A 23296-nucleotide genomic window follows, 5' to 3' on the forward strand; every position below is an offset into this window, starting at 1 on the left:
AGCTATCTTTTCCATGTTCGATTATAAAGAAGCGTTTAAAATAGCTAGAACATCTTCTTTGTTCAGCTTTTTAAATTGACCAAATTCACCACGTGCCATTGCACGGTCTGCAATCAGATCAATTTTCTCATCGTTGATGTCATAGTCAGCTAAACGGTTTGGTGCGCCTAGACTTGTCCAGAAAGCAGAAAGTTTTTCGATTCCTTCTAAGCCAACTTCTTCGTCTGTTTTGCCCGCAGGATCTACATCGAATACACGCACTGCTAATTGCTTGAAGCGACCTGGGTTTTCTTGAATGACATGCTTCATCCAGTTCGGGAACAAGATCGCAAGACCGCCTGCATGAGGGATGTCATACACAGCGGATACCGCATGCTCAATATTGTGAGATGCCCAGTCTCCGCGTGCGCCCATTGAAAGCATTCCATTTAGTGCAATGGTGCCTGTGAATAAAATCGTTTCACGAAGCTCATAGTTTTCCAAATCATTGATCAGCTTTGGTGCTGTTTCGATGACCGTACGAAGAAGTCCTTCACACATACGATCTTGGTAAGGTGTATTCTCCGTGTGATGGAAATATTGTTCAAACACGTGAGACATCATGTCGACCATGCCATAAATCGTATGGTTTTTTGGCACAGTAAATGTATTGACTGGGTCAAGAATAGAGAATTTAGGGAAGACAGCTGGACTGCCCCATCCATATTTCTCATTTGTTTCCCAGTTTGTGATGACGGAGCCAGAGTTCATTTCAGAACCTGTCGCGGCAAGTGTTAATACTGTACCAAATGGGATGGCTTCCATTGGGACATGCTTACGAGTGACGATATCCCAAGCATCTCCATCGTATTTCGCACCAGCTGCGATCGCTTTTGTTGCGTCAATGACACTACCGCCGCCGACTGCCAATATAAAGTCAATTTGGTTCTCTTTGCAAAGCTCAACCCCTTTTCTAACCGTTGTTAAGCGCGGGTTGGGCTCAACACCAGCAAGCTCAGTGATTGCAGCTCCTGATTCTTTTAAGATGCTGACAACTTGGTCATAAAGGCCATTTCGTTTAATGCTGCCTCCACCATATACAAGCAATACGTTTTTTCCGTAGTGTTTTAGTTCATCTGAAAGGGCTGATACTTCTCCCTTTCCAAAAATTAATTTCGTTGGGTTCCAATAAGTAAATCGATCCATGTGATCTCCTCCTCGCGCTACATTATGCGCTTCTTTCATTCCAAAAGTAAAGTAATTTGCTTTCATCCATTTTCTTACGCATAGTTTGGCTAAAAATCTGCAAAATATAAATGTATTGATGCTGTAGCGAAAGGAGGAATCACGATGAGTGCTATTCAGCGTATTGCCCTCGTGCTCACGATTATCGGTGCTATTAACTGGGGACTAATCGGCTTTTTTCAATTTGACTTAGTAGCAGCGATCTTTGGCGGTCAAGGTGCTGCATTATCACGTATTATTTATGGTCTTGTTGGAATTGCAGGTCTTGTCAATCTTGGTCTGTTGTTCAAACCTAGTGAAGAAGCTGTCCACCGTGACGAGCCAAATCCAGAGGTCCGCTAATGAAAAAGACATAAAAAAAAGACTGCCTATGAGGCAGCCTAAGGCACCGTTTGAAGCGGTGCTTTTTTTATTTCTTGATAAGGTCTTTACGGTTAGATTGTTCAATCCACTCTTCAAGTTTATCTTTCAGTGTATTGAAACCTTGTGGTGCAGCAGCTTCTTCTTTCGCTTGCTGTGGTCTTTGTTTCTTTGGTTTGCTTTCTTTTCTTTCAGGTGCATCTTGTGTCGCACGAATAGAAAGGCTGATTTTACCTGCATTTTCATCAACAGAAAGAACTTTTACTTGTACTTCGTCACCAATTGAAAGGTGCTCGTTGATGTCTTTTACAAAGCCATGTGTTACTTCAGAAATATGCACAAGTCCTTGAGTTTCTTCATCTAATGCAACAAACGCACCATACGCTTGTAATCCTGTTACTTTACCAGTGTAAACACTGCCTACTTCAAACTTTGTCGCCATGATAACAACTCCTAAATAAATGTTTTAATATTCGTTTATACGCAATTAAAAACTATATCACAGAACGCTCTTTTACGCAAAATATTTTTTAATTGGGTTTAGATCAGTTTAAAAGGGGGAATACCTGAAAACAAGAATGCTTTCTAGTATTCCCCCCTAATTTGAGAGGCATGAGTCCAGATGGATTGATGCCTTTTTTTATTTTAAGATAGCAGGTGCTTCTTCTTTCACTTGTCTATTCTGTAAAAAACGCTGGATTCTTGAAAGTGATTCTTGCAAGTGATCGAGTGACGACGCATATGAACAACGAATATGTCCTTCACCACTTGGACCGAATACATTTCCAGGGACAACCGCTACTTTCTCGCTAAGCAGCAGCTCCTCAGCAAATTGTTCTGAAGTCATTCCTGTGCTTTTAATGGACGGGAAAGCGTAAAACGCTCCGTTTGGCTGGTGGCAAGTGAGTCCAAGTTCATTGAGAGAGCCGACAAACAAATTACGGCGCCTTCTGTAGCTTTTCTTCATTTTCTCCACATCTTCAAGTCCATTTTTTAATGCTTCTTCTGCGGCATATTGTGCCATAGCTGGTGCACACATCATAGAATATTGATGTATTTTCAGCATGGCATCACGGAGGACTGGCGGTGCTGCCACATAGCCTAAGCGCCACCCCGTCATAGCAAACCCTTTGGAAAAGCCTGAAATCAAAATCGTTCTTTCCTTCATATCTTGAATCGCCGCTACGCTCGTAAAAGCTTCATCGTACGTCAGCTCTGCATAAATCTCATCTGTAATGATTAAAAGATCATGCTCCTTTGCAAACTGAGCAATATCTTCAAGCTCTTCTTTCGAGTAAACAGACCCTGTTGGGTTTGATGGAGAGCATAGCAAGATGGCTTTTGTTTTCGGCGTCAGCTTCGTACGAAGATCAGCAGAATCGGCTTTAAAATCTTTTTCAGCCGATGTACTTAAATAAACCGGTACACCGCCCGCAAGTGTCGTAAGAGCCCCATATGCGACGAAACAAGGCTCTGGGATGATCACTTCGTCCCCGCTGTTTAAAATGGCGCGAAAGGCCAAATCAAGCGCCTGGCTACCACCAACCGTAATAATGAGTTCTTCTTCAGGACTGTACTCAATGTGAAACCGCTTATATAGATAATGGCTCAATTCTTTTCGCAAAGAGAGCAGCCCAGCATTTGCTGTATAAGAGGTCAGTCCTTGTTCTAAAGACATAATACTGGCTTCTCTCACATTCCAAGCTGTCACGAAATCCGGTTCGCCGACCCCGAGGGAGATAACCCCTTCCATTGTGGCTGCCAAATCAAAGAATTTCCGAATACCTGACGGCTGAATACTTTGTACCGTTTCAGATAAATAAGATTTTTTCATTTAAGGAGACACCACGATTCTTTTGTCATCGTCCCCTGTTTCAAAGACTTTCCCATCATGCTTATATCTTTTCAAAATAAAGTGGGTAGTGGTTGAAACAACAGAATCAAGTGTCGATAATTTTTCAGATACGAAGCGGGCGATATCAGACATGGATCTTCCTCTGATCACAACAGATAAATCATACACGCCTGACATTAAATACACGGACTCCACTTCTTGGAACCTGTAAATGCGTTCAGCAATTTCATCAAAACCGACGCCTCTTTTTGGGGTCACTTTCACATCAATCATCGCTGTAACGCCTTCGTGTCCGTCTACTTTTCGCCAGTCAATCATGGTCGAATAATCAATAATGACTTTTTGATCTTCGAGCTTTTGAATAATGGCTTCTGCTTCTTCTGATGTCACACCTGCCATTTTTGCAATTGTATTTAAATCGGCGCGGCTGTTTTCATCTAAAATCTCTAATATTTCAGTTTCTTTTTCGGTTAGTTTCATTGATTTCACACCTCTGATTGTAAAAAGCTAGTTTTAAAAAATCTTCTGAACATTATAGCACGTTTTTCCCATTATGCTAAGCAGGGAAAAGATTCTAATCGTAGCTTAAAATCCACTTTTTAGGGTACAATACAGTCACCTAACAGAGAGTGAGTATCAAATATCGGAGTTGATGAGTGTGGACATTGTACAGCCATCCTATATGAAAAGTAAATTCGGTTTAGATATCTATTACGAACACTATCCAAATGAAGGTAAGAAGACATTGATTTTGATTCACGGCCTCTTCTCATCTACCTTCAGCTATCGAAAGCTCATCCCGCTTCTGAAACAAGACTTCAATTTAATTGCGATTGATCTGCCTCCATTCGGGCAGTCCGAAAAATCGAATACGTTCATTTACAGCTATCGCAACATGGCAAAAATCATTATTGAACTAGCTGGTTATTTGCAGATTCAGCATGCGATCCTCGTGGGGCATTCCATGGGGGGACAAATTGCTTTATATGCTGCATCTGAGCGTCCCGACCTATTTGAAAAAGCTGTTCTTTTGTGCAGCTCAGGGTATATGAATAAGTCCAAAAAGTCGCTTGTTTACAGCACATATATTCCTTATTTTTATCTTTATTTAAAAAGAAAGTTGTTCAAGCAAGGTATTATGAAGAATTTAACCGCTGTTGTGCATGATCATTCGATTATTGATCAAGAGATGGTGGACGGATATTTAAAGCCTTTTTCAGATGACCAAATTTTCAGAGGTATTTTTCGTTTGATTCGGCATAGGGAAGGCGATTTAGCGTCAGATGTCTTAAAGAAAATGGAGACACCTGTCCTGCTGATTTGGGGGGAGGAAGACCGGATCGTTCCTATTCAAATTGGCGAAAGACTGCACAAGGATCTGCCGCATTCAACCTTTCACGCATTAAAAAAAACCGGGCACCTCATCCCTGAGGAAAATCCGGTCTTTGTGTCTGATCAAATTGGTCATTTCAGCCTGTCTTAAAACGAACAGGAGCTACTTTCTCTTATGATAAAAAGCTGATTTGCGATATGCTGGCAGCTTTCCATCGGAAGAAGCTGATCAAATGAGTGATGGTAAATGGCTTGAATGTCTTTCGCGAAAGATAACGGGTCTTCTGCGTCGTATAAGGCACTGATGACGTCAGCAGGCTCCGTTTCGTAAAAGTCCTCTCCATACTGAAAAGGGTCCCATGCCTTAATGATTTGAATCATCTCTTCTACAGCTTGACTATCTTTCATGGGGATCACCGCTTATAATAAATTTTGTGATGTTTATTTTAGCACAACCAAGAATGGTTGAAAAACGGCTAGAGGTGGGTTTCATGAATTTCGACGAACAGATCATACGTAAAGGTTCAAAATCAGTCAAATGGGATCAAGCAGAGTCTTTATTCCTGACAACAGATGCGCTGCCAATGTGGGTAGCAGATATGGATTTTAAAGCGCCCCAAGTCGTGCTTGATGCTTTAAAAGAACGATTAGATCACGGCGTATTCGGCTATGCATTTCAGGATCAGGATACGCAGCAAGCAGTAGCTGACTGGGTCAAAAGAAGACACGGTTGGACGATACAAACAGATGCCGTCACCTTCACACCAGGTATCGTGACAGCACTTAGTTTTGCGGTACAAGCCTTTACAGCTCCGAATGATGAAGTGGTCATTCAGTCACCGGTGTATACGCCCTTCTATCAAATGATTGAAAGAAACGGACGTATCGTCTCAACCAACCCTTTAAAAATAGAAAACAACCGTTACATGATGGATTTTGATGATTTAGAGAAGAAATTAAGCAGGCCAGAAGCAAAGCTGATGTTTCTTTGTCATCCGCATAATCCTTCAGGGAGAGCTTGGTCAAAAGAGGAATTAAAGCGTGTAGGAGATTTATGTGTACAGTACGGTGTCACCGTCGTGTCAGATGAAATTCATTCCGATCTGATGCTTTACGGGCAGCCGCATGTGCCTTTTGCCAGCCTTTCTGATGAGATAGCTAACATCACGGTAACGTGTATTGCACCGAGTAAAACATTTAATTTAGCTGGTCTTCAGGCATCTGCCATTATCATTTCTGATGAAGAAAAAAGAACCCTTTTCACCAATGAAGTGCAAAGAAATGGATTGTCTAAACTGAATGCCTTTGCGATTCCTGCCATGGAGGCGGCCTATCGCCACGGAGATGAGTGGCTTGATTCACTTGTTCTTTATCTCGAAAATAATATGAAGATCGCAATGGATTATATTGATGAATATCTGCCGAGCATGCGTTATATGAAACCAGATGCTTCTTATCTATTGTGGCTGGATATTCGTGATTATGAGCTCACTCAAGCAGAATTGAAACGTAATCTGCTGAAAAAGGGCAAGGTCATACTAGAGCTCGGAAACGTATATGGGCACGAAGGAGACGGCTTTATTCGAATGAATCTAGGCTGTCCTGCCGGAACAGTGAAAGAAGGTCTGAAGCGCCTTCATCAAGCATTCACTCAATCATCCGAATAAAACCATTTCTATCAAAAGAACATCCTAACGGGTGTTCTTTTTAAAGAAAAAAACCCTCCTATTATCATATCTACTTTGTACATGAAATGATATAATGAGAGGAATTACAATTATTTACGAGGAGAGCATTTAAATGGAAATGTTCAAGGATTTTCTGCTCCATGTATCTTTTATTCTATTTCCAATCTTTTTATATCATGCACTATGGCTAAGCCGGACCCCTGCTCATTTCCCTAAAACGAATAAACTGCTCATCACCATATTTGCATCCATTTCATCAGCACTATGTATTATGTATCCAGTTGGTTCGATTTTAGATTTGCAGACTGGGCTTCAATCGATTCCCCTTGTACTGGCTATTTTATACGGGGGATATACCGCCGGAATCGTCGCTATCTTGGTTAGTTCAACCGTAAAGTTCGTGATGTATGGCTCTTTTTTATGGGTTGGATTGATTGTTGTACCGATTTACTTTTTCATTCCTTTCCTGCTTTACCGGAAATGGCGCCAATATTCTAAGCAGAGAAAGCTGTTATACGGAGTCCTGATTGCGTTATCAAAAGGGATGTTTATTTACATTGGACTGCTTGTGGTCAGCTTAATAGAGTACAGCCCTGCATTCATTATGCAGCAAAAGCTGCTCGAATTATTTTTCTCAACTCTTTACTACATATTCTTTCTTGTGCTGAGTATTTATTCCATTGAGTTTGTGAAAGAGAATGCGCAAATGAGAACACAGCTTGTCCAATCAGAGAAACTGACGATTGTGAGTGAACTGGCAGCAAGTGTCGCCCATGAAGTCCGCAATCCACTGACGGTGGTGAGAGGATTTATCCAACTGCTCTTTTCAAGTGACAATTCGAAAGAGCCGTCAACCAATAAAGATTATAAAAATCTCGTTTTATCTGAACTTGACCGTGCGCAGGATATTATTACGAGCTATCTTGATATTGCGAAACAAAATTATTATCAAATTGAGTCTCTCAATTTATCTAAATTACTTGAAGAATGTGCATCGCTGATGACATCCTATGCGAATTTTAAGTCGGTCACGATTCATCAATCGATTGAACCAGACTTATACATCCAAGGTGATGAAACGAAAATCAAACAAGTCATGATTAATTTAATCAAAAATGCAATCGAAGCAGCGCCCGAACACGAAGGTAAAATCGAACTGTTTGCTTCAAAAGAAAATCATCGAATCTGCCTTTATTTCGTTGATAACGGTGTAGGCATGTCAGAAAGCCAAATGAAAAAGCTTGGTGAACCCTATTACACATTGAAAAATAAAGGAACAGGGCTTGGGTTGACAGTGACATTTTCCATCATTGAAAATCATCATGGAACGATTCGTTTCAAAAGCTCATTGCAGTCTGGTACAACAGTCACCGTGAAGTTTCCTGAAGATACAAGAAGAAAATGATCAATCCATTTTTTTTGTCCTTTTTTCATCGATCTGCTCCTGCTTTTTAGAAGCACGAACGATCAGACGAAAGCAAATAAATGCAGCAGCAAAGAAAAGCACCGTCGTGATTGCCGCAGGGATATACTCCCTTTTATCTTCAGGAAAATACAGTAGAAAGAATATGATGAACGACATGTTCCGCTCTTCCCCCTTTTGCTCGTTTACTTCACTATATTGGCTAAAAGAAAGGAAATACCTTCTTATGAGAAGGAAATGGAGGAATTTCATATGACAGACATTCAGATTGGACAAATCGTGAAAGGTTTTTACAAAACAGGTGTTTACATTGGGGAAGTGACAGCCGTTAAACCATCTACTTATCTCGTTCAAGTAAAAGCGGTTTTAACACACCCCACTCAAGGTGACCTGCATCATCCAAAAGAAGCGGACGTACCTTTTTTTCAGGAAAGACGAGCTTTGGCCTTTAGGGAACAGACGAACATCCCTCATCATATGGTCAAGCCTTATGATGGCGACATACCTGATTATCAAGTATCACTGAAAGACGCCGTAGACAAATTGAAAAAAGGGCTCAGTGCGGATGATTCCAAGTGGGCTGAAAAATCAAGAGCGTGCCTCTCTTCTCTTGAAAAAGATTATTTTCCAGAAGACGCCCGCTAATCTGCCGAATCAAAAAAGTGAGAGAAGTCAATGAGTTCACCAATTTTGGTTGTTTGCGGATTTTCCACATAGGATCGATCTTTTTCAAAAAGGGTGAACAGCTGATAAGTGGTCATGGCATCATCGAGTGCTTTATGATGCTTACCAGCTCCTTCACTGCCGTACTCCTTAGCTGCTTTCCGAAGTCCTGTGAGTGTTCTATCCCCAAAAAAGGTTTTATATTCAAAAGCCAGATCCCTTTGATTCCCCTTAAAAGGAAAACCAATATGATTGAGCATACAGTTTTGCTTCAGTACCTTCATGTCCATATTTCCCCATGTGATAATCTCACAGTCTTCTCCCCCATCGAGTGACACGAGCTTCTCGATAAACGTCTCAAAAGAAATCCCGCTTTCTACATCCTGCTGCGTAATGCCAAGGAACGATTTACAGCGCTTTGTCAGCTTCGGGAACTTTTTCGGTTTGACATAGCTTGAGAATGTGTCTATGATCGTTTCATTTGATGCTTTAACGACACCGGCCTCAATGATTTCCGGGAAAAAATTTTGCGGATGATATTTCCCATCAGGCATCGTAAATTCAAAATCGACCACAAGCAGCGTCTTCTGTTCCATCAGTCTCACCCCACTTTCTCGTCTGTTTTCCATCCTGCTACTATTATATTAAGACGGACTTTGAAATCACTTCATTTTCGTGAAAATAATGCAGATTCACTATGCCCAACCTATTCATCAGATGAAAGATCGTTTATTTTCCTTTATAATTATTAAGGAACACGAAATAAATAAAGAAGGTGGTCTTTATCACAAACAGGAAGAAAAACTTGTACATCATGTGGTTTGTGAACTTTTTTGTATCTGCCAGCATTACAATGATCGTCCCTTTTTTATCACTTTACATAGAGTCCCTTGATAGCAGTTATTCGAATGAATTTGTTCAAAGATGGAGCGGCTATGTCTTTGGGGTTACGTTTTTAACAGCCTTTCTCATTTCTCCAATTTGGGGACGGATTGGTGACCGGCATGGCTATAAAAAGATTTTGCTCATTAACGGCATTGGGATTGCAACAAGCATTTTATTAATGGGGCTTGTTCAAACCGTTTATCAACTATTTGCGTTACGGCTTTTCATGGGGCTTGTGACAGGCTTTATTTCGACTTCGATGGCACTGATTTCTGCACAGACCGAAAAGGCAACAGCCGGTAAGACCCTTGGTACGATGCAGATGAGTAATGTCGCCGGAGGGTTATTTGGTCCATTAATGGGTGGATTTATGGCAGACAGTGTCGGATTCATTTATACATTTTTCTTAACAGCTGCTGTCATATATGTGTCAGCGATTGTCATTATCTTCGGTGTGAAAGAACAGCCGATCCGTTCAAAAGAAGCAAAACGGGTTTCTTACTCACGGAAGGACGTCCTTGTCCATATTTTCAAACAGCCTTTACTTGTAGTCACCATGCTTCTCACATTTATTACGCAAGTCGGGAACTTTAGTATTCAGCCGCTTTTAGCCTTGTACATTCATGATTTACACGGCCCAGTCAATCTTGCCTTTTATGCAGGTCTGGCGTTTTCTGCAACCGGGCTTGGCAATTTGCTGTTTACACGGAAATGGGGAGATCTTGGAGATCGTATTGGTCACGATAAGGTGCTGCTTGCCCTTCTCATCCTCTCCTCCATTTTATTTATCCCGCAAGCGATGGCAGATTCCTACGGGATGTTAGTCATCTTCCGTTTCTTATACGGGATGGCACTAGGTGGCATCATTCCTTGTACGACGGCCTACATTCGCATCAAAGCGCCTGCCTCTATGCAAGGGGAAGTGCTTGGTTACAATGTCAGCTTCCGCTTTCTTGGAAATGTCGTCGGACCCGTCATAGGCGGTATTGTGGCGAGTCATTACGGAATTCCAGCTGTCTTTTATGTTACCGCCGGCATTTTCCTTTTCGGGGCATTATTTTTATGGGCGGTCCGCTCACAATCAAAGACAAAAGAGAGGAGTGTCTGATCCATCATCAGATACTCTTTTCTTCTGTCTAAATGCCTTGTTTACTAGACTTCACGTCTATTCTTTTCTAAAAATAACCTTCTCGTAATCGCAAAAGAATGGTACGATATGGCTAGAAATCCGAAGAAAGTGAGTGACCTCATGTTTCGTGCAATCATTGGTTGGTTATTACTTGCTGCCCTCATCCCATTATTTGTTCTGACTTTTTATCTATCAAAGGAAGAAGCCGCAAGTGTAAAACCTGTTAACGAAGTGCTTGATCAAAAAATCAAGCTGGAAAAGGTAGACTTTTCCCAAAACAGTTATATGTATGATCGAGATGGTTCTCTTATCTCTGAGATCGTATCAAACGATGAGAACCGTGTTTTCGTGAAGTACGATAAAATTCCTGATTCCGTCAAGGAGCTGTTCCTCCGATCAGAGGACCGCAACTTTTATGACCATAAAGGCATTGACTTTATGGGCGTGATTCGTGCCCTTGCCGCAAATGTGAAAAACCATGGCATTAGTCAAGGCGCTAGCACCATCACACAACAGTTATCCCGTAATTTATATTTAAGTCATGAACGTTCATTCAGCCGAAAGTTTACAGAACTGCTCTATTCCTATGAGCTCGAGCGAAAATTTACAAAAGAGGAAATTCTCGAAAGCTATTTAAATACGATTTATTTCAGTAACGGGGTTTACGGTGTCGGTTCTGCGGCTAATTACTATTTTGATAAGCCGCTTAGTTCTTTGACGCTTGCACAGATGGCATTTATTTCTGCGATTCCTAACAACCCTACGCTGTATGACCCATTGAAACAATTCAAACATACAAAGAAACGCCAGGAACGGCTGCTTGGTATTTTAGAAAAAGATGGTGTCATTACTAAGAAGCAATACAAAAAAGCAGTGAAAGAAAAAATCAGCTTGTCCTTAAGTGAAAAGAAAAACCTTTACCCTGACTATGTGACATACGCCAATGAAGAATTTACCGATCTGGTGTCTGATCAGGAAGGCTTTACAAAACGATTGAAAAAAGCCAAAACAACTGGCGCAAAAAAGGCAATTCAAAAAGAATTATCAGAAAAGGTCAGTGCATTGCTTCAAGATGGTGTGAAGATTTATACAGCACTAGACCCTTCCTTACAACAAAGAGCGGTTTATCAGCTCAATGCACAATTGCCTTATCAAGGTGTGGAAGGCGGTTCAGCAGTCATTAACCACCAAACCCATCAAATCGTCGCACTTGCTGGCGGGAAGAATTATAAAAAGTTTGATTTCAACTACGCCTATCAAGCGCAAAGACAACCAGGTTCCGCCATTAAGCCGCTGTTAGATTATGGCCCTTATATTGATCAAACCGGTGCCACGGCATCAAGCAAAATCAGTGCCGGCAAGTTTTGCAGCAGCGGATATTGCCCGCAAAACTATAATCATAAAACGTATGGAACTGTAACACTTGAAACAGCCTTTAAGAACTCTTACAATACACCAGCGATTCGTATGCTTGATACAGTCGGTGTCAAAAAAGGCTTCAGCTATTTAGAAAAGTTTTCATTCGAACATATTGTCGCAGATGATTACCGCCTCCCTTCTGCACTTGGAGGATTTACAAAAGGCTTCTCGCCGCTAGAAATAACCGATGCATATACCGTGTTTGGCAATCAAGGTGCCTATACGCGAAATCACTCCATTACAAAGGTCACAGACTTAAACGGCAAAACCCTTTACAAGTGGAAAGAGTCGCCGAAGCAAATCTATTCTCAGCGTACAAATGAAACAATGCGCAAGCTACTTGCCTCTGTTGTGAAAAGTGGAACAGGGAAAAAGGCGAATTTCAATTCTCCTTACATTGGGGGAAAAACAGGGACATCCAATGACTACAAAGACATTTGGTTTGTTGGCCTGACAGATCAATACACAATGGGTGTATGGGTAGGAAGAGATAGAGGAACCGTTGAATCTATTTATAGTTCAAGCCCGCACTTACGTATTTGGAAACAAACTATGCAATACGCTAGATAAACAGGAGGTTTGATTGCGATGCATTCAACACAACCCTCTCACTTCATTTTATTTGACGGTGTCTGCAACGTGTGCAGTGGTGCTGTTCAGTTTATCATCAAGCGCGACCCGAATGAGCGGATGATGTTTGCTTCTTTACAATCAGATACAGGGCAGCGTATTTTAAAAGAAAACGGCTTGCCTTTAGATGAGTTCAATTCATTCATTTATATTGAAAATGGGACCCTTTATATGAAGTCAACAGGCATCTTAAAAGCCGCGCGGCATTTAAAAGGGATATACAGATGGAGCTATTTACTCCTCGCGATCCCTCGTCCAATCCGTGACTGGTTTTATCAGCTCATTGCAAAGAATCGCTACAAATGGTTTGGTCAAAAAACATCCTGTATGATGCCTACACCTGATATTCAGAAGCGGTTTCTTCCATAAAAAAAGCATCCTCCATCATCGGAGGATGCTTTCTTTCGTCTGATTAAGCTGGCAGACTCGCCATCACACTGTTATAAAGCTTAATAAATAAGTACAAAATGCCGATCAAAAACGTGGCCCAAAACAGCAGATTAAACATCATAAACCCAATTAAATTCAGCATGGAAAGTGATTGATAAATGCGTACCACAACCCAGATAAAATAGACGAGACTTGCTAAAACAAAAAGTCCAACAAGCAAAATGAGCTGCTGCGTCAATAGAAATGCAAGTAAGCTGGCAAACAAATAGACAACCGATGCAATCCGAATTTTCTTTAAGTTCTCCCCTTCAGGGTCCTTTGCAAAAAAGAGCAGCGCCAACTCTAACACCGTATCTGCAATGAGTTTTAAAGCAGATAAAATCATAAAATAAACAAGTGCAAATGCGGCAAACAAAGCAAGACGAATGCCCTGTTCAGAGAAAAATTCCAGCATTCCTTTTAAAATCCCTGCTTGGGTCAAGAAGTCAGTCGTGATACCTACTGTAAAAATAGAAAAGGCAGAGCTGAATAGCAAAATCGAAATCAGCGGAAAATATCCAGTCAAATATGTATTTTTCATAAATAGATCCTTTCTCATAAGCTCATTTTTATTATGGCTCACTTAAAACGGATTGACAAGATGCTTTCCAAGTAAACTGGAATCTAAATCAAATTTGTGATTTTGCACGTACATTCCTTCACAAACTTACATTTTCCCGTTAAAGTATTACTATTACGAAAAAATTGCGCGTTAGGGGTATACTCGTGAAAAAAACTTTAAGACTGCAAACACGGCTGACGATCTTTGTCTGTATTGTTGTCCTGATCTCCCTCTGTATCACATTCTTTACGATCTGGTCAGAAACAGCCAAAAATATTCATCAGCAGGAACGTGATATCGCCCTCTCCACTGCCAAAATGGTCGCAGAGGCTCCGATCACAGCAAAATCATTGGAAAAAGATCAATCATATACAGCACTGCGAAAATATACAACAAGTGTTCAGCGTATTACCAAAACCGAATTCGTTGTCGTCATGGATATGAACGGTATCCGCAAAACACATCCGAATCCGCAAAAGATTGGGAAGCGGTTTGCTGGCGGTGATGAAAAACCGGCATTACAGGGTAAAGAACATATTAGTACCGCATCTGGAACACTTGGCAAGTCCATGCGTGCCTTTGTTCCTGTTTATAACCAAGATGGCAAGCAGCTCGGGGCTGTGGCAGTTGGGATTACATTAAAGGAGATTGATTTAATTATTCATCAAAGCCTGCTCCCGCTCTACTTTGTCACATCGCTAAGCCTTTTATCTGGCATTATCGGTGCACTCATTGTGGCACGTAAAGTAAAGAAGATTATGTTTGGACTAGAGCCAGATGAAATTGCCACATTATTAAAAGAACGAAGCGCTATGCTAGAATCAACAAAAGAAGGCATTCTTGCCGTTGATCAGCACGGTAAAATCAAGCTGGCAAATGCAGAAGCTAAACGTCTTTTTCATAATATGGGCATTATGGTTGACCCTAGAGAACAAGATGTACAGGCTCTTCTTCCTTCAAGCGGCTTAAAGCAAGTAATCGAAACACGGAAACCGCTGCTTGATCGCGATGTCAGAATGAACGGATTGGAGCTGGTCTTTAATGAGGTGCCGATTACGGTAAAAGGGGAAATTGTCGGAGCGATCGCAACCTTCCGTGACAAAACAGAAGTCAAACACCTGGCTGAGCAGCTGAGCGGGGTGAAGATGTATGCCAATGCTCTTCGTGCCCAGTCACACGAATTTATGAACAAGCTCCATGTCATTTTAGGATTGGTCCAGCTAAAGAACTATGATGACCTTGGCACCTATATTAAAGATATTGCAATTTATCAGCAGACAGAAACAAATGAAATCATCAACCATGTGAAAAACTCAGTCTTAGCCGGGTTTTTACTAGGAAAACAAAGCTACATCAGAGAACAAGGCGCAGCTTTAGAAGTCAATTGCAGTACACAGGTACCAAACTCGGAGGACCCAGCAGTCACACATGACCTTATTACGGTCATCGGTAATCTGTTAAATAACGCACTCGATGCCGTTTCCCATACAGAGAACAAAAATATCTCCATCTCATTCAGATATGTCCAAGAGCAGCTTCATATTGAAATTACAGATACAGGTGTCGGTCTGACAAAAGAAGAACAGGACATTATGTTTGATCAAGGCTTTTCAACAAAAGGAGAAGACAGAGGATTTGGCCTTTATTTTGTTGACCAAAGCATCAAAAAACTGAACGGACATATGATCGTCACAAGCGAAAAAGGAGAAGGAACGACCTTTAGTCTCCGTATTCCATATAAACAAAAGGAGGATTCACATGATTAATGTGTTGATCGTAGAAGATGACCCAATGGTCGGGGAGCTGAATAAACGCTACTTGACCCAAATAGAAGGATTTGAATTAAAAGGGATTGCCACCTCATTTCAGAAGGCACTAGACATCTTAAAATCAGAAATCATTCACCTTGTATTGCTTGATATTTATATGCCTGGACAAAATGGGCTCGCCCTATTATCAGAAATTCGTGAGAAAAATCATTCCGTTGACGTCATCGTCATTTCAGCTGCAAATGAAGTGGATGTCGTACAGCAAACGATGCGAAACGGAGCTGTCGACTATTTAATCAAACCTTTTGAGTTCGAACGCTTCCAATCAGCACTGGCAGAATATAAAAGAAAACATGCCCTATACCAAACGATGAACAGCATCTCGCAAAATGATTTAGACGCGAAGCTTTTTCATAAAAAAGCAGAGGCGGAAAAAGTCCTGCTGCCAAAAGGCCTGACGAAGAGCACACTCAAACTCATCTGGACAAGCATTCAATCATTCGGTCAGCAGGCTTTCACGACCGAAGACCTAGCCAATCATACTGAAATCTCTCAAGTTTCAATTAGAAAATACTTGAAATTTCTTGAGGATATCGAAGTGGTTGATGTGGAGATGGCATACGGGACAATCGGCCGCCCTGTTTTCCAATATAAACTGAATACAAGCAACATGAATTTGATTCAGCAATATCTTTAATTTGACACATCTGACCTTTCACAAAGGCCAGATGTTTTTTTATGGCATACGATGTCACAAACCCCTTGATATCAGTGGTTCCACTGTAGTAGAGCACATCATAAAAGCGGCATTATATCATATTTCAGCACATAAAAAGACATCGAATTTAGCCTTTTAACATTTTTTTAAAAATAAAACAAATTTCTATTTATTTATTCGATGGGAAATGATAAATTATGATTGATTAGTTCAACGAGATATAAGTCTGATGTCTTACATCTTCTCTCCTGTTTCCATCAATTTTAAAAGAATGCAGGATAAAATACCCTTTTCACAAGGATAGGAGAAGGCAAGTGTCGGTCTTTTTTCGCGAGACTTTTCTGAAACTTTTAAATTTTATAGGGGGTTATGTTTTGAAGAAGCGCAAAATTGGACTTGCATTGTCCTTAGTCGTAGCAGCAGGAACCATCCTTGGAGCATGCGGCAACTCTGGCTCAAACAGCGGTGAAAACAAAAAAGATAAAGATCAATTCACTGTTGCAATGGTAACTGATGTCGGTGGTGTCGATGACAAATCGTTTAACCAATCTGCTTGGGAAGGTTTACAAGCATTTGGGAAAGACAACAATTTAACAAAAGGTAAAAACGGCTTTGATTACTTACAATCTAAATCAGACGCTGACTATACAACAAACTTAAACACACTTGCTCGTGAGAAATTTGATTTGATTTACGGAATTGGTTTCTTAATGCAAGATTCTATTACTGAAATTGCTGATCAACGTAAGAAAAACCACTTTGCCATCGTTGATGCAGTTGTAAAAAAAGACAACGTAGCAAGCATTACATTTAACGAAAACGAAGGTTCATTCCTTGTAGGTGTGGCAGCGGCTCTTTCTACAAAATCAAACAAAATTGGTTTTGTTGGCGGCGTTGATTCTGAATTAATCAGAAAATTCGAAGTTGGTTTCCGTGCAGGCGTTGAAGCAGCTAATCCAAAAGCAAAAGTTGAAGTGAAATATGCTGGTGCATTCGATAAAGCAGACATCGGTAAAGCAACAGCTGAAAGTATGTACAAATCTGGCGTTGACGTCATTTACCACGCAGCAGGTGGAACTGGAACTGGTGTCTTCACAGAAGCGAAAAACCTGAAAAAAGCTGATCCTGACCGCAAAGTGTGGGTCATTGGTGTTGATAAAGACCAGTATGACGAAGGTAAAGTACCTGGAACAAAACAAAGTGTCACTCTTACTTCTATGATTAAGAAAGTAGACACAGCGGTACAAGACTTAACAACAAAAGCAAAAGAAGGTAAATTCCCTGGTGGCGAAGTCATCACGTACGGTCTGAAAGAGGGCGGCGTTGACATCTCTCCATCTCAAGAGAATCTTGATAAAGATGTATTAAAGAAAGTCGAAGAATGGAAACAAAAAATCATCAAGGGTGAAGTGAAAATCCCTGCAACACGTGATGAACTAAAAGATTTTAAAGCTTAATTTGTGCATCGGGATAAGCGCGCCTTATCCCCTTGCCTCTCCTTTACCTCCTCTTTATTCGTAAAAGGTGGTAAAAGAAAAGCTGCAGCCTTGTTTTGCAGCTTTTCTTTTGCTAGTTTTTATCTTCATCAGCACCCTAAAAAAGGAGCGGTTAAACCTGTGGATTATGTCATTGAAATGTTGAATATACGCAAAGAATTCCCTGGCATTGTAGCAAATGATAACATTACGCTGCAGCTAAAAAAGGGCGAAATTCATGCGCTGCTTGGTGAAAATGGCGCTGGAAAATCAACGCTCATGAACGTACTTTTCGGACTGTATCAGCCTGAAAAAGGTGAAATCAAGGTACACGGAAAACCGGTTACAATCTCAAGTCCAAATGATGCAAGTGATTTAGGCATTGGAATGGTCCATCAGCATTTTATGCTAGTTGATACATTTACTGTGGCTGAAAACATCATTTTAGGAAAAGAGCCAAAGAAATTTGGAAAGATTGACAAAGAACAAGCCATTCAGCAAGTGCAGGAACTTTCTGACCGTTATGGACTGAAAATAGACCCTGCCGCTAAAGTATCTGACATCTCAGTCGGTATGCAGCAGCGAGCAGAAATCTTAAAAACACTATACCGCGGCGCTGATATCTTGATCTTCGACGAACCAACAGCCGTCTTAACACCTCAAGAAATAAAAGAACTCATACAAATTATGAAAAACTTAATCAATGAAGGCAAATCCATTATTTTAATTACCCACAAGCTAAAAGAAATTATGGATGCCTGTCATCGCGTGACCATTATCCGAAAAGGGCAAGGCATTCGTACACTTGATGTGGAACACACAAACAAAGACGAGCTTGCCAGTTTAATGGTCGGCCGCGAAGTCTCATTTAAAACAGACAAAAAAGCAGCCTCCCCTGCTGAAGAAGTCTTGCAAATTCAAGATCTCACTGTCAAAGATGCACGAGGAATTGAAGCCGTGAAACAACTCAATTTATCAGTGAAAGCTGGTGAGATTGTCGGAATTGCGGGTGTAGACGGAAATGGTCAATCTGAATTAATTGAAGCCATTACAGGTCTGAAAAAATCCGAATCTGGCACGATCATGCTAAACGGGAAAGCCATTCAAAATCTCCCGCCTCGTAAGGTCACAGAATCTGGTATCGGACATATTCCTCAAGACCGTCATAAGCACGGACTTGTCCTTGACTTTTCAATTGGAGAAAATATTTCCTTACAAACGTATTATCAGCGTCCATATTCGAAGTTTGGCTTGATGAATATGAAAAATATTTATCAAAAAGCAAAACGAATCATTGCTGAATACGACGTACGGACACCTAGTGAATATACAGAAGCACGTGCGCTATCAGGCGGTAACCAGCAAAAAGCCATTATTGGCCGTGAAGTTGACCGAAATCCTGATTTATTAATTGCCGCACAACCGACACGTGGACTTGATGTCGGAGCCATTGAGTTTGTTCATAAACGTCTGATTGAACAAAGGGATTCAGGCAAAGCTGTTCTGCTCATATCCTTTGAGCTTGATGAAATTATCAATGTCAGTGATAAGATTGCTGTTATTTTCGAAGGCAGCATTATTGCCATTGTGGATCCAAAAGAAACAACAGAGCAAGAACTTGGTCTGTTAATGGCTGGAAGTACGCAACAGGAAGTGGGGAAAGAAGCAAATGTCTAATCGCTTAACAAATCTGCTGATTCCGCTTATCGCCATTGTACTTGGTCTTTTCGTTGGGGCCATCATTATGCTGGCAAGCGGTTATAGTGTCATCGAAGGTTATAGCGCCCTTTGGAATGGCGTATTCGGTGAAACCTATTATATGGGAGAAACCATCCGACAAGTCACGCCTTATATTTTATCAGGACTTGCTGTTGCCTTTGCATTTCGGACAGGCCTATTTAATATCGGGGTAGAAGGTCAAATGCTGATTGGCTGGGTAGCTGCTGTATGGATCGGCACAACTGTCCATGCACCTATGTATATCCATCTGCCTCTTGCACTGATCACAGCAGCTGCTGCTGGTGCATTATGGGGCTTTATTCCCGGATTTTTAAAAGCTCGTTTTTACGTACATGAAGTCATTGTCACCATCATGATGAACTACATTGCCCTTCATGTCACAAATTATTTAATCTCAAATGTCTTAACAAACAATAAAGATAAAACAGAAAAAATTGATGCAACAGCTTCCCTTCGATCTGGTTTTTTTGAGCAGATCACTGATTTCTCTAGAATGCATAATGGGATTTTTGTTGCCATTATTGCGGCTGTTGTCATGTGGGTTATTATCCAGAAAACCTCTAAAGGGTTTGAATTACGCGCAGTTGGGATGAACCAGCAGGCCTCTCATTATGCTGGGATGAACGTTCGACGCAACATCATTTATGCGATGCTCATTTCTGGTGCCTTTGCAGGTCTTGCAGGTGCGATGGAAGGACTCGGAACATTTGAATATGCTTCGATTAAAGGATCATTCACTGGCGTTGGTTTTGATGGAATCGCTGTTGCCTTATTAGGCGGAAATACAGCTGTTGGTGTCGTCTTAGCGGCATTATTGCTTGGTGGATTGAAAGTCGGTGCTTTAAACATGCCGCTTGAATCTGGCGTGCCGACTGAGGTCGTTGATATTGTGATTGCGATCATTATTCTTTTCGTTGCCTCAAGCTATATCATCCGTCTTGTCATTCAACAATTGAAGAAAAAGGGGGGAAAATAAGTGGGATTTCTGCAAATTCTTGAAATCATCGTCCCGGCTACACTTGTATATGCTGCACCACTTATTTTAACCGCTCTTGGAGGCGTCTTTTCAGAAAGATCAGGTGTCGTCAATATCGGTCTTGAAGGTTTGATGGTCGTCGGAGCATTTTCTAGTATTATCTTTAACTTAATGTTTGCTGATACGTTTGGTGCCTTGACCCCGTGGCTCGGTCTACTTGTTGGTATGGCCATTGGCGGCGTGTTCTCACTCATTCACGCTGTTGCCACTATTACGTTCAGAGCAGATCAAACGGTCAGTGGTGTTGCGATTAACATGCTTGCCCTTGGTGCTACGCTGTTTGTTGTCAAACTGATTTATGGCAAAGCACAAACGGATAAAATTACAGAACCTTTCTATAAAGGAGATATTCCCCTTTTTAGTGACATTCCGATCATTGGTGATATTTTCTTTAAAGATGTGTATTATACGTCCATTCTCGCATTGGTTCTTGCGGTTGTCGCTTGGTTTGTTTTATTTAAAATGCCGTTTGGCTTGCGACTTCGTGCAGTCGGAGAGCATCCAATGGCAGCTGATACAATGGGAATCAAGGTATACCGAATGCGCTATATCGGCGTCTTCATTAGTGGTCTATTTGGCGGTCTTGGCGGAGCTGTGTATGCATCGACCATCGCTCTTGATTTCTCACACGCCACCATTACAGGACAAGGCTTCATTGCGTTAGCCGCCCTTGTTTTCGGGAAATGGCACCCATTTGGCGCTATGGGCGCTGCTTTATTCTTTGGATTTGCACAAAGCTTAAGCATCATTGGCTCTCTGCTTCCGCTGTTTCAAGATATCCCGAACGTGTACATGCTCATTGCACCATATGTGCTGACGATCCTAGCTCTTACTGGCTTCATTGGACGAGCAGACGCTCCAAAAGCACTTGGTACTCCTTATTTAAAAGGAAAACGATAAATAAATACCATGTATGATCACTCCCCTGAAGGACAAACTATCTTCAGGGGATTTTTGTATGATAAAAACGACAAAACCCCCGTTTATTTTACTTTTATTACACTTAATTTAGTTTAATAAATAGATGAGTGTCACAGAATCTTCTACAATTGAGACAAATAGCATTTGGGGGTGTTTATGTGGCTAATACACAACAATTGAAATCGATTACAAACGATTCTGACAATAATAAAAGCGTTTTCCGAAAAATTCTTTCTTGGAAAATTGGTGTTATTGATCTACCTGTGTATATAGTACTTGCAGCGATTATTTTAACTGCCGCTTATTTTAATAAAATTCCAGCAAATATGCTTGGTGGTTTCGCTGTTATTATGATTTTGGGGATTTTCCTAGGAGATGTAGGACAACGTATTCCAATCTTAAAAGATATTGGTGGACCGGCGATTCTTTCTTTATTCGTACCATCGTTCCTGGTCTTTTTTCATGTTCTGAATCCAAACTCGTTGGAAGCGGTTACGTCTCTGATGAAAACGTCGAACTTCCTATACTTCTATATATCTGCTCTTGTAGTAGGTAGTATTCTTGGGATGCAACGAACTGTTTTAGTACAAGGCCTTATTCGTATGTTTGTTCCTCTTGTTGCAGGTACAATTACAGCTGTAGCTGCTGGAATTCTAGTGGGTCTTCTAGTTGGTTACACACCGCATCATTCGTTCTTCTTTATCATTGTACCGATTATTGCCGGTGGTGTCGGTGAAGGAATATTGCCATTATCAATTGCTTATTCACAAATTCTTGGTGTATCAGCAGAGTCATTAATTTCTCAATTAATTCCGGCTGCCGTCATTGGGAACGTCATTGCCATCATTTGTGCTGGCGCAATGAAAAAGCTTGGTGAAAAACGTCCTGAACTAAACGGGAACGGACGACTTGTTAAATCAAAAGAAGCAAATGAAATCTTTGAACAGCCTGACATGGATACTAAAGTTGACTTCAGCTTAATGGGTGCAGGTGTACTTGTTGCTTGTACAACCTTTATCTTTGGCGGCTTATTAGAAAGTTTTGTTCATATTCCAGGTCCAATCTTAATGATTGTTCTTGCTGCATTAATCAAATACTTAAACGTGATGCCTCAGCATTTGCAAAACGGCTCACAGCAGTTCTACAAGTTTGTATCGAAAAGCTTTACATGGCCTCTAATGGTTGGTTTAGGAATTCTATACATTCCACTTGATGATGTGGCCACTGTTATTTCGATTCCTTTCGTATGTGTATGTATTGCTGTTGTTCTAGGCATGGTTGGTTCTGGTTACTTTGTTGGTAAATTCATGAACATGTATCCAGTTGAATCTGCCATTGTGACTGGCTGTCACAGTGGATTAGGCGGTACTGGTGATGTTGCGATTCTTTCAGCTTCTGGAAGAATGGGCCTTATGCCTTTCGCTCAAGTCTCTACACGTCTTGGCGGAGCAGCAACCGTTATTTGCGCAACAATCTTACTCAGAATGTTTACTTAAAAAAGAAACAAAAAGCATGTCCTTTTCATAAGGGTCATGCTCAGATAATTGACAAAGGGCTAAAATGTACTTTATTTTAGCCCTTTGTCTTCTTTTCAGCGTGATAGAAAACCTTTGCAGTCTAGGAAGGACGAGCACCGGAGCAGAGCGAATTTGACATTCGTGAGCACCGGAGCGCAGGACTGACAAAGAATGCGAGGGTTTGTCTACACGCTGAGCATGTCCTTTTCGTAAGGGACATGCTTTTTTTTATATTTCTTTTCTCCCATACATCCTCATTCATCAGCTAATACAATTCGTATATACTCCCGAGGCTGAAAAGGATACTGTTTCGCCTGCGGATAGGTCATATGGAGGAGTTGCTCAGAAAATAGCGGCCATTCACTCCCGGCCTGCCACCTTTTTTGATCATTTCGTTCAATCAAGAATGCTCCTCCTAAAATCGTGCAGAATATGCTTAAGCTGATGGCGATCTTTCGTTTCATTTGATCAGCTCCTTTAAGAAAAGCATGTACGAAATACAAAACAATATACAACGAGTT

At 41.0% G+C, this 23296-nt stretch carries 24 protein-coding genes; 15 read left to right on the forward strand and 9 right to left on the reverse strand.

The features are described 5' to 3' along the window. Positions 1-21 precede the first annotated feature (21 nt). Entirely contained in the window at positions 22-1185 is a 1164-nt protein-coding gene (locus LCD32_RS14095) for an iron-containing alcohol dehydrogenase (protein ID WP_017358962.1), read from the reverse strand. Positions 1186-1329: 144 nt separating this feature from the next. On the opposite strand from LCD32_RS14095, the gene LCD32_RS14100 reads away from it, so the two are divergent. Continuing rightward, on the forward strand, positions 1330-1566 hold the full coding sequence (locus tag LCD32_RS14100; protein WP_060698151.1) for a DUF378 domain-containing protein: 237 nt from the start codon (positions 1330-1332) through the stop codon (positions 1564-1566). Between the two features lie 67 nt (positions 1567-1633). On the opposite strand, the gene yugI is transcribed toward LCD32_RS14100, so the two are convergent. From yugI to LCD32_RS14115, 3 genes are all read right to left on the reverse strand, one after another. After that, a complete protein-coding gene (yugI, locus tag LCD32_RS14105) occupies positions 1634-2026 on the reverse strand; it encodes a S1 domain-containing post-transcriptional regulator GSP13 (RefSeq protein ID WP_024719717.1) in 393 nt (130 codons plus the stop codon). A gap of 198 nt (positions 2027-2224) precedes the next feature. Further along, positions 2225-3418: an aminotransferase gene (locus LCD32_RS14110; RefSeq protein WP_017358961.1), complete on the reverse strand. Its 1194-nt coding sequence runs from the start codon at positions 3416-3418 to the stop codon at positions 2225-2227. Next, positions 3419-3919 carry an Lrp/AsnC family transcriptional regulator gene (locus tag LCD32_RS14115; RefSeq protein ID WP_007500517.1) on the reverse strand — a complete coding sequence of 167 codons (501 nt, stop codon included), beginning with the start codon at positions 3917-3919 and terminating at the stop codon, positions 3419-3421. 178 nt (positions 3920-4097) lie between these two features. On the opposite strand from LCD32_RS14115, the gene LCD32_RS14120 reads away from it, so the two are divergent. Then, positions 4098-4922 (forward strand): alpha/beta fold hydrolase, encoded by an 825-nt coding sequence (locus tag LCD32_RS14120; protein ID WP_017358960.1) that lies wholly within the window; start codon positions 4098-4100, stop codon positions 4920-4922. On the opposite strand, the gene LCD32_RS14125 is transcribed toward LCD32_RS14120, so the two are convergent. Then, complete coding sequence (locus tag LCD32_RS14125; protein ID WP_025207895.1) at positions 4919-5179, reverse strand: DUF1871 family protein; 261 nt, start codon at positions 5177-5179, stop codon at positions 4919-4921. The two genes, LCD32_RS14120 and LCD32_RS14125, sit on opposite strands and share 4 nt — an antisense overlap. Positions 5180-5262: 83 nt before the next feature. On the opposite strand from LCD32_RS14125, the gene LCD32_RS14130 reads away from it, so the two are divergent. Both LCD32_RS14130 and LCD32_RS14135 read left to right on the forward strand, forming a co-directional pair. Further along, positions 5263-6438 carry a MalY/PatB family protein gene (locus LCD32_RS14130; RefSeq protein ID WP_035701182.1) on the forward strand — a complete coding sequence of 392 codons (1176 nt, stop codon included), beginning with the start codon at positions 5263-5265 and terminating at the stop codon, positions 6436-6438. 133 nt (positions 6439-6571) lie between these two features. Then, positions 6572-7864 carry a sensor histidine kinase gene (locus tag LCD32_RS14135; RefSeq protein ID WP_017367947.1) on the forward strand — a complete coding sequence of 431 codons (1293 nt, stop codon included), beginning with the start codon at positions 6572-6574 and terminating at the stop codon, positions 7862-7864. Here the strand turns inward: LCD32_RS14135 and LCD32_RS14140 are convergent, their stop codons facing one another. Continuing rightward, on the reverse strand, positions 7865-8041 hold the full coding sequence (locus tag LCD32_RS14140; RefSeq protein WP_008345810.1) for a hypothetical protein: 177 nt from the start codon (positions 8039-8041) through the stop codon (positions 7865-7867). 93 nt (positions 8042-8134) lie between these two features. Here LCD32_RS14140 and LCD32_RS14145 point away from each other — a divergent pair, with 93 nt between their 5' ends. Further along, positions 8135-8527 (forward strand): kinase-associated lipoprotein B, encoded by a 393-nt coding sequence (locus LCD32_RS14145; RefSeq protein ID WP_017358956.1) that lies wholly within the window; start codon positions 8135-8137, stop codon positions 8525-8527. On the opposite strand, the gene kapD is transcribed toward LCD32_RS14145, so the two are convergent. Then, a complete protein-coding gene (kapD, locus tag LCD32_RS14150) occupies positions 8524-9141 on the reverse strand; it encodes a 3'-5' exonuclease KapD (protein ID WP_025207898.1) in 618 nt (205 codons plus the stop codon). The two genes, LCD32_RS14145 and kapD, sit on opposite strands and share 4 nt — an antisense overlap. A 218-nt stretch (positions 9142-9359) precedes the next feature. On the opposite strand from kapD, the gene LCD32_RS14155 reads away from it, so the two are divergent. From LCD32_RS14155 to LCD32_RS14165, 3 genes are all read left to right on the forward strand, one after another. Further along, entirely contained in the window at positions 9360-10538 is a 1179-nt protein-coding gene (locus LCD32_RS14155) for an MFS transporter (protein WP_220482436.1), read from the forward strand. A 108-nt stretch (positions 10539-10646) separates the two neighbouring features. Then, positions 10647-12548 carry a transglycosylase domain-containing protein gene (locus LCD32_RS14160; protein WP_224564046.1) on the forward strand — a complete coding sequence of 634 codons (1902 nt, stop codon included), beginning with the start codon at positions 10647-10649 and terminating at the stop codon, positions 12546-12548. 18 nt (positions 12549-12566) lie between these two features. Next, positions 12567-12977: a thiol-disulfide oxidoreductase DCC family protein gene (locus tag LCD32_RS14165; RefSeq protein WP_017358953.1), complete on the forward strand. Its 411-nt coding sequence runs from the start codon at positions 12567-12569 to the stop codon at positions 12975-12977. Between the two features lie 43 nt (positions 12978-13020). Here LCD32_RS14165 and LCD32_RS14170 read toward each other — a convergent pair whose 3' ends face one another. Then, positions 13021-13578, reverse strand: coding sequence for a YufK family protein (locus LCD32_RS14170; RefSeq protein WP_017367952.1), 558 nt, complete (start codon positions 13576-13578; stop codon positions 13021-13023). Between the two features lie 185 nt (positions 13579-13763). On the opposite strand from LCD32_RS14170, the gene malK reads away from it, so the two are divergent. From malK to LCD32_RS14205, 7 genes are all read left to right on the forward strand, one after another. Continuing rightward, on the forward strand, positions 13764-15365 hold the full coding sequence (gene malK, locus LCD32_RS14175) for a malate sensor histidine kinase MalK (protein ID WP_017367953.1): 1602 nt from the start codon (positions 13764-13766) through the stop codon (positions 15363-15365). Beyond that, a complete protein-coding gene (locus LCD32_RS14180; protein ID WP_024719723.1) occupies positions 15358-16065 on the forward strand; it encodes a response regulator in 708 nt (235 codons plus the stop codon). Before malK ends, LCD32_RS14180 begins: the two co-directional genes overlap by 8 nt. Positions 16066-16460: 395 nt before the next feature. Continuing rightward, positions 16461-17543, forward strand: a complete 1083-nt coding sequence (locus LCD32_RS14185; RefSeq protein WP_035701194.1) for a BMP family protein — start codon at positions 16461-16463, stop codon at positions 17541-17543. 159 nt (positions 17544-17702) lie between these two features. Beyond that, positions 17703-19238 carry an ABC transporter ATP-binding protein gene (locus LCD32_RS14190; RefSeq protein ID WP_008345830.1) on the forward strand — a complete coding sequence of 512 codons (1536 nt, stop codon included), beginning with the start codon at positions 17703-17705 and terminating at the stop codon, positions 19236-19238. Further along, on the forward strand, positions 19231-20277 hold the full coding sequence (locus LCD32_RS14195; protein ID WP_048002202.1) for an ABC transporter permease: 1047 nt from the start codon (positions 19231-19233) through the stop codon (positions 20275-20277). Before LCD32_RS14190 ends, LCD32_RS14195 begins: the two co-directional genes overlap by 8 nt. Then, on the forward strand, positions 20278-21237 hold the full coding sequence (locus LCD32_RS14200; protein WP_224564050.1) for an ABC transporter permease: 960 nt from the start codon (positions 20278-20280) through the stop codon (positions 21235-21237). A gap of 179 nt (positions 21238-21416) precedes the next feature. Further along, on the forward strand, positions 21417-22754 hold the full coding sequence (locus tag LCD32_RS14205) for a 2-hydroxycarboxylate transporter family protein (protein ID WP_017367956.1): 1338 nt from the start codon (positions 21417-21419) through the stop codon (positions 22752-22754). Between the two features lie 275 nt (positions 22755-23029). Here the strand turns inward: LCD32_RS14205 and LCD32_RS14210 are convergent, their stop codons facing one another. Beyond that, a complete protein-coding gene (locus tag LCD32_RS14210) occupies positions 23030-23239 on the reverse strand; it encodes a hypothetical protein (RefSeq protein ID WP_019744044.1) in 210 nt (69 codons plus the stop codon). Positions 23240-23296: the final 57 nt, after the last annotated feature.

This window comes from Bacillus sp. RSS_NA_20 (assembly GCF_020165915.1).
Lineage (GTDB): Bacteria > Bacillota > Bacilli > Bacillales > Bacillaceae > Bacillus > Bacillus altitudinis.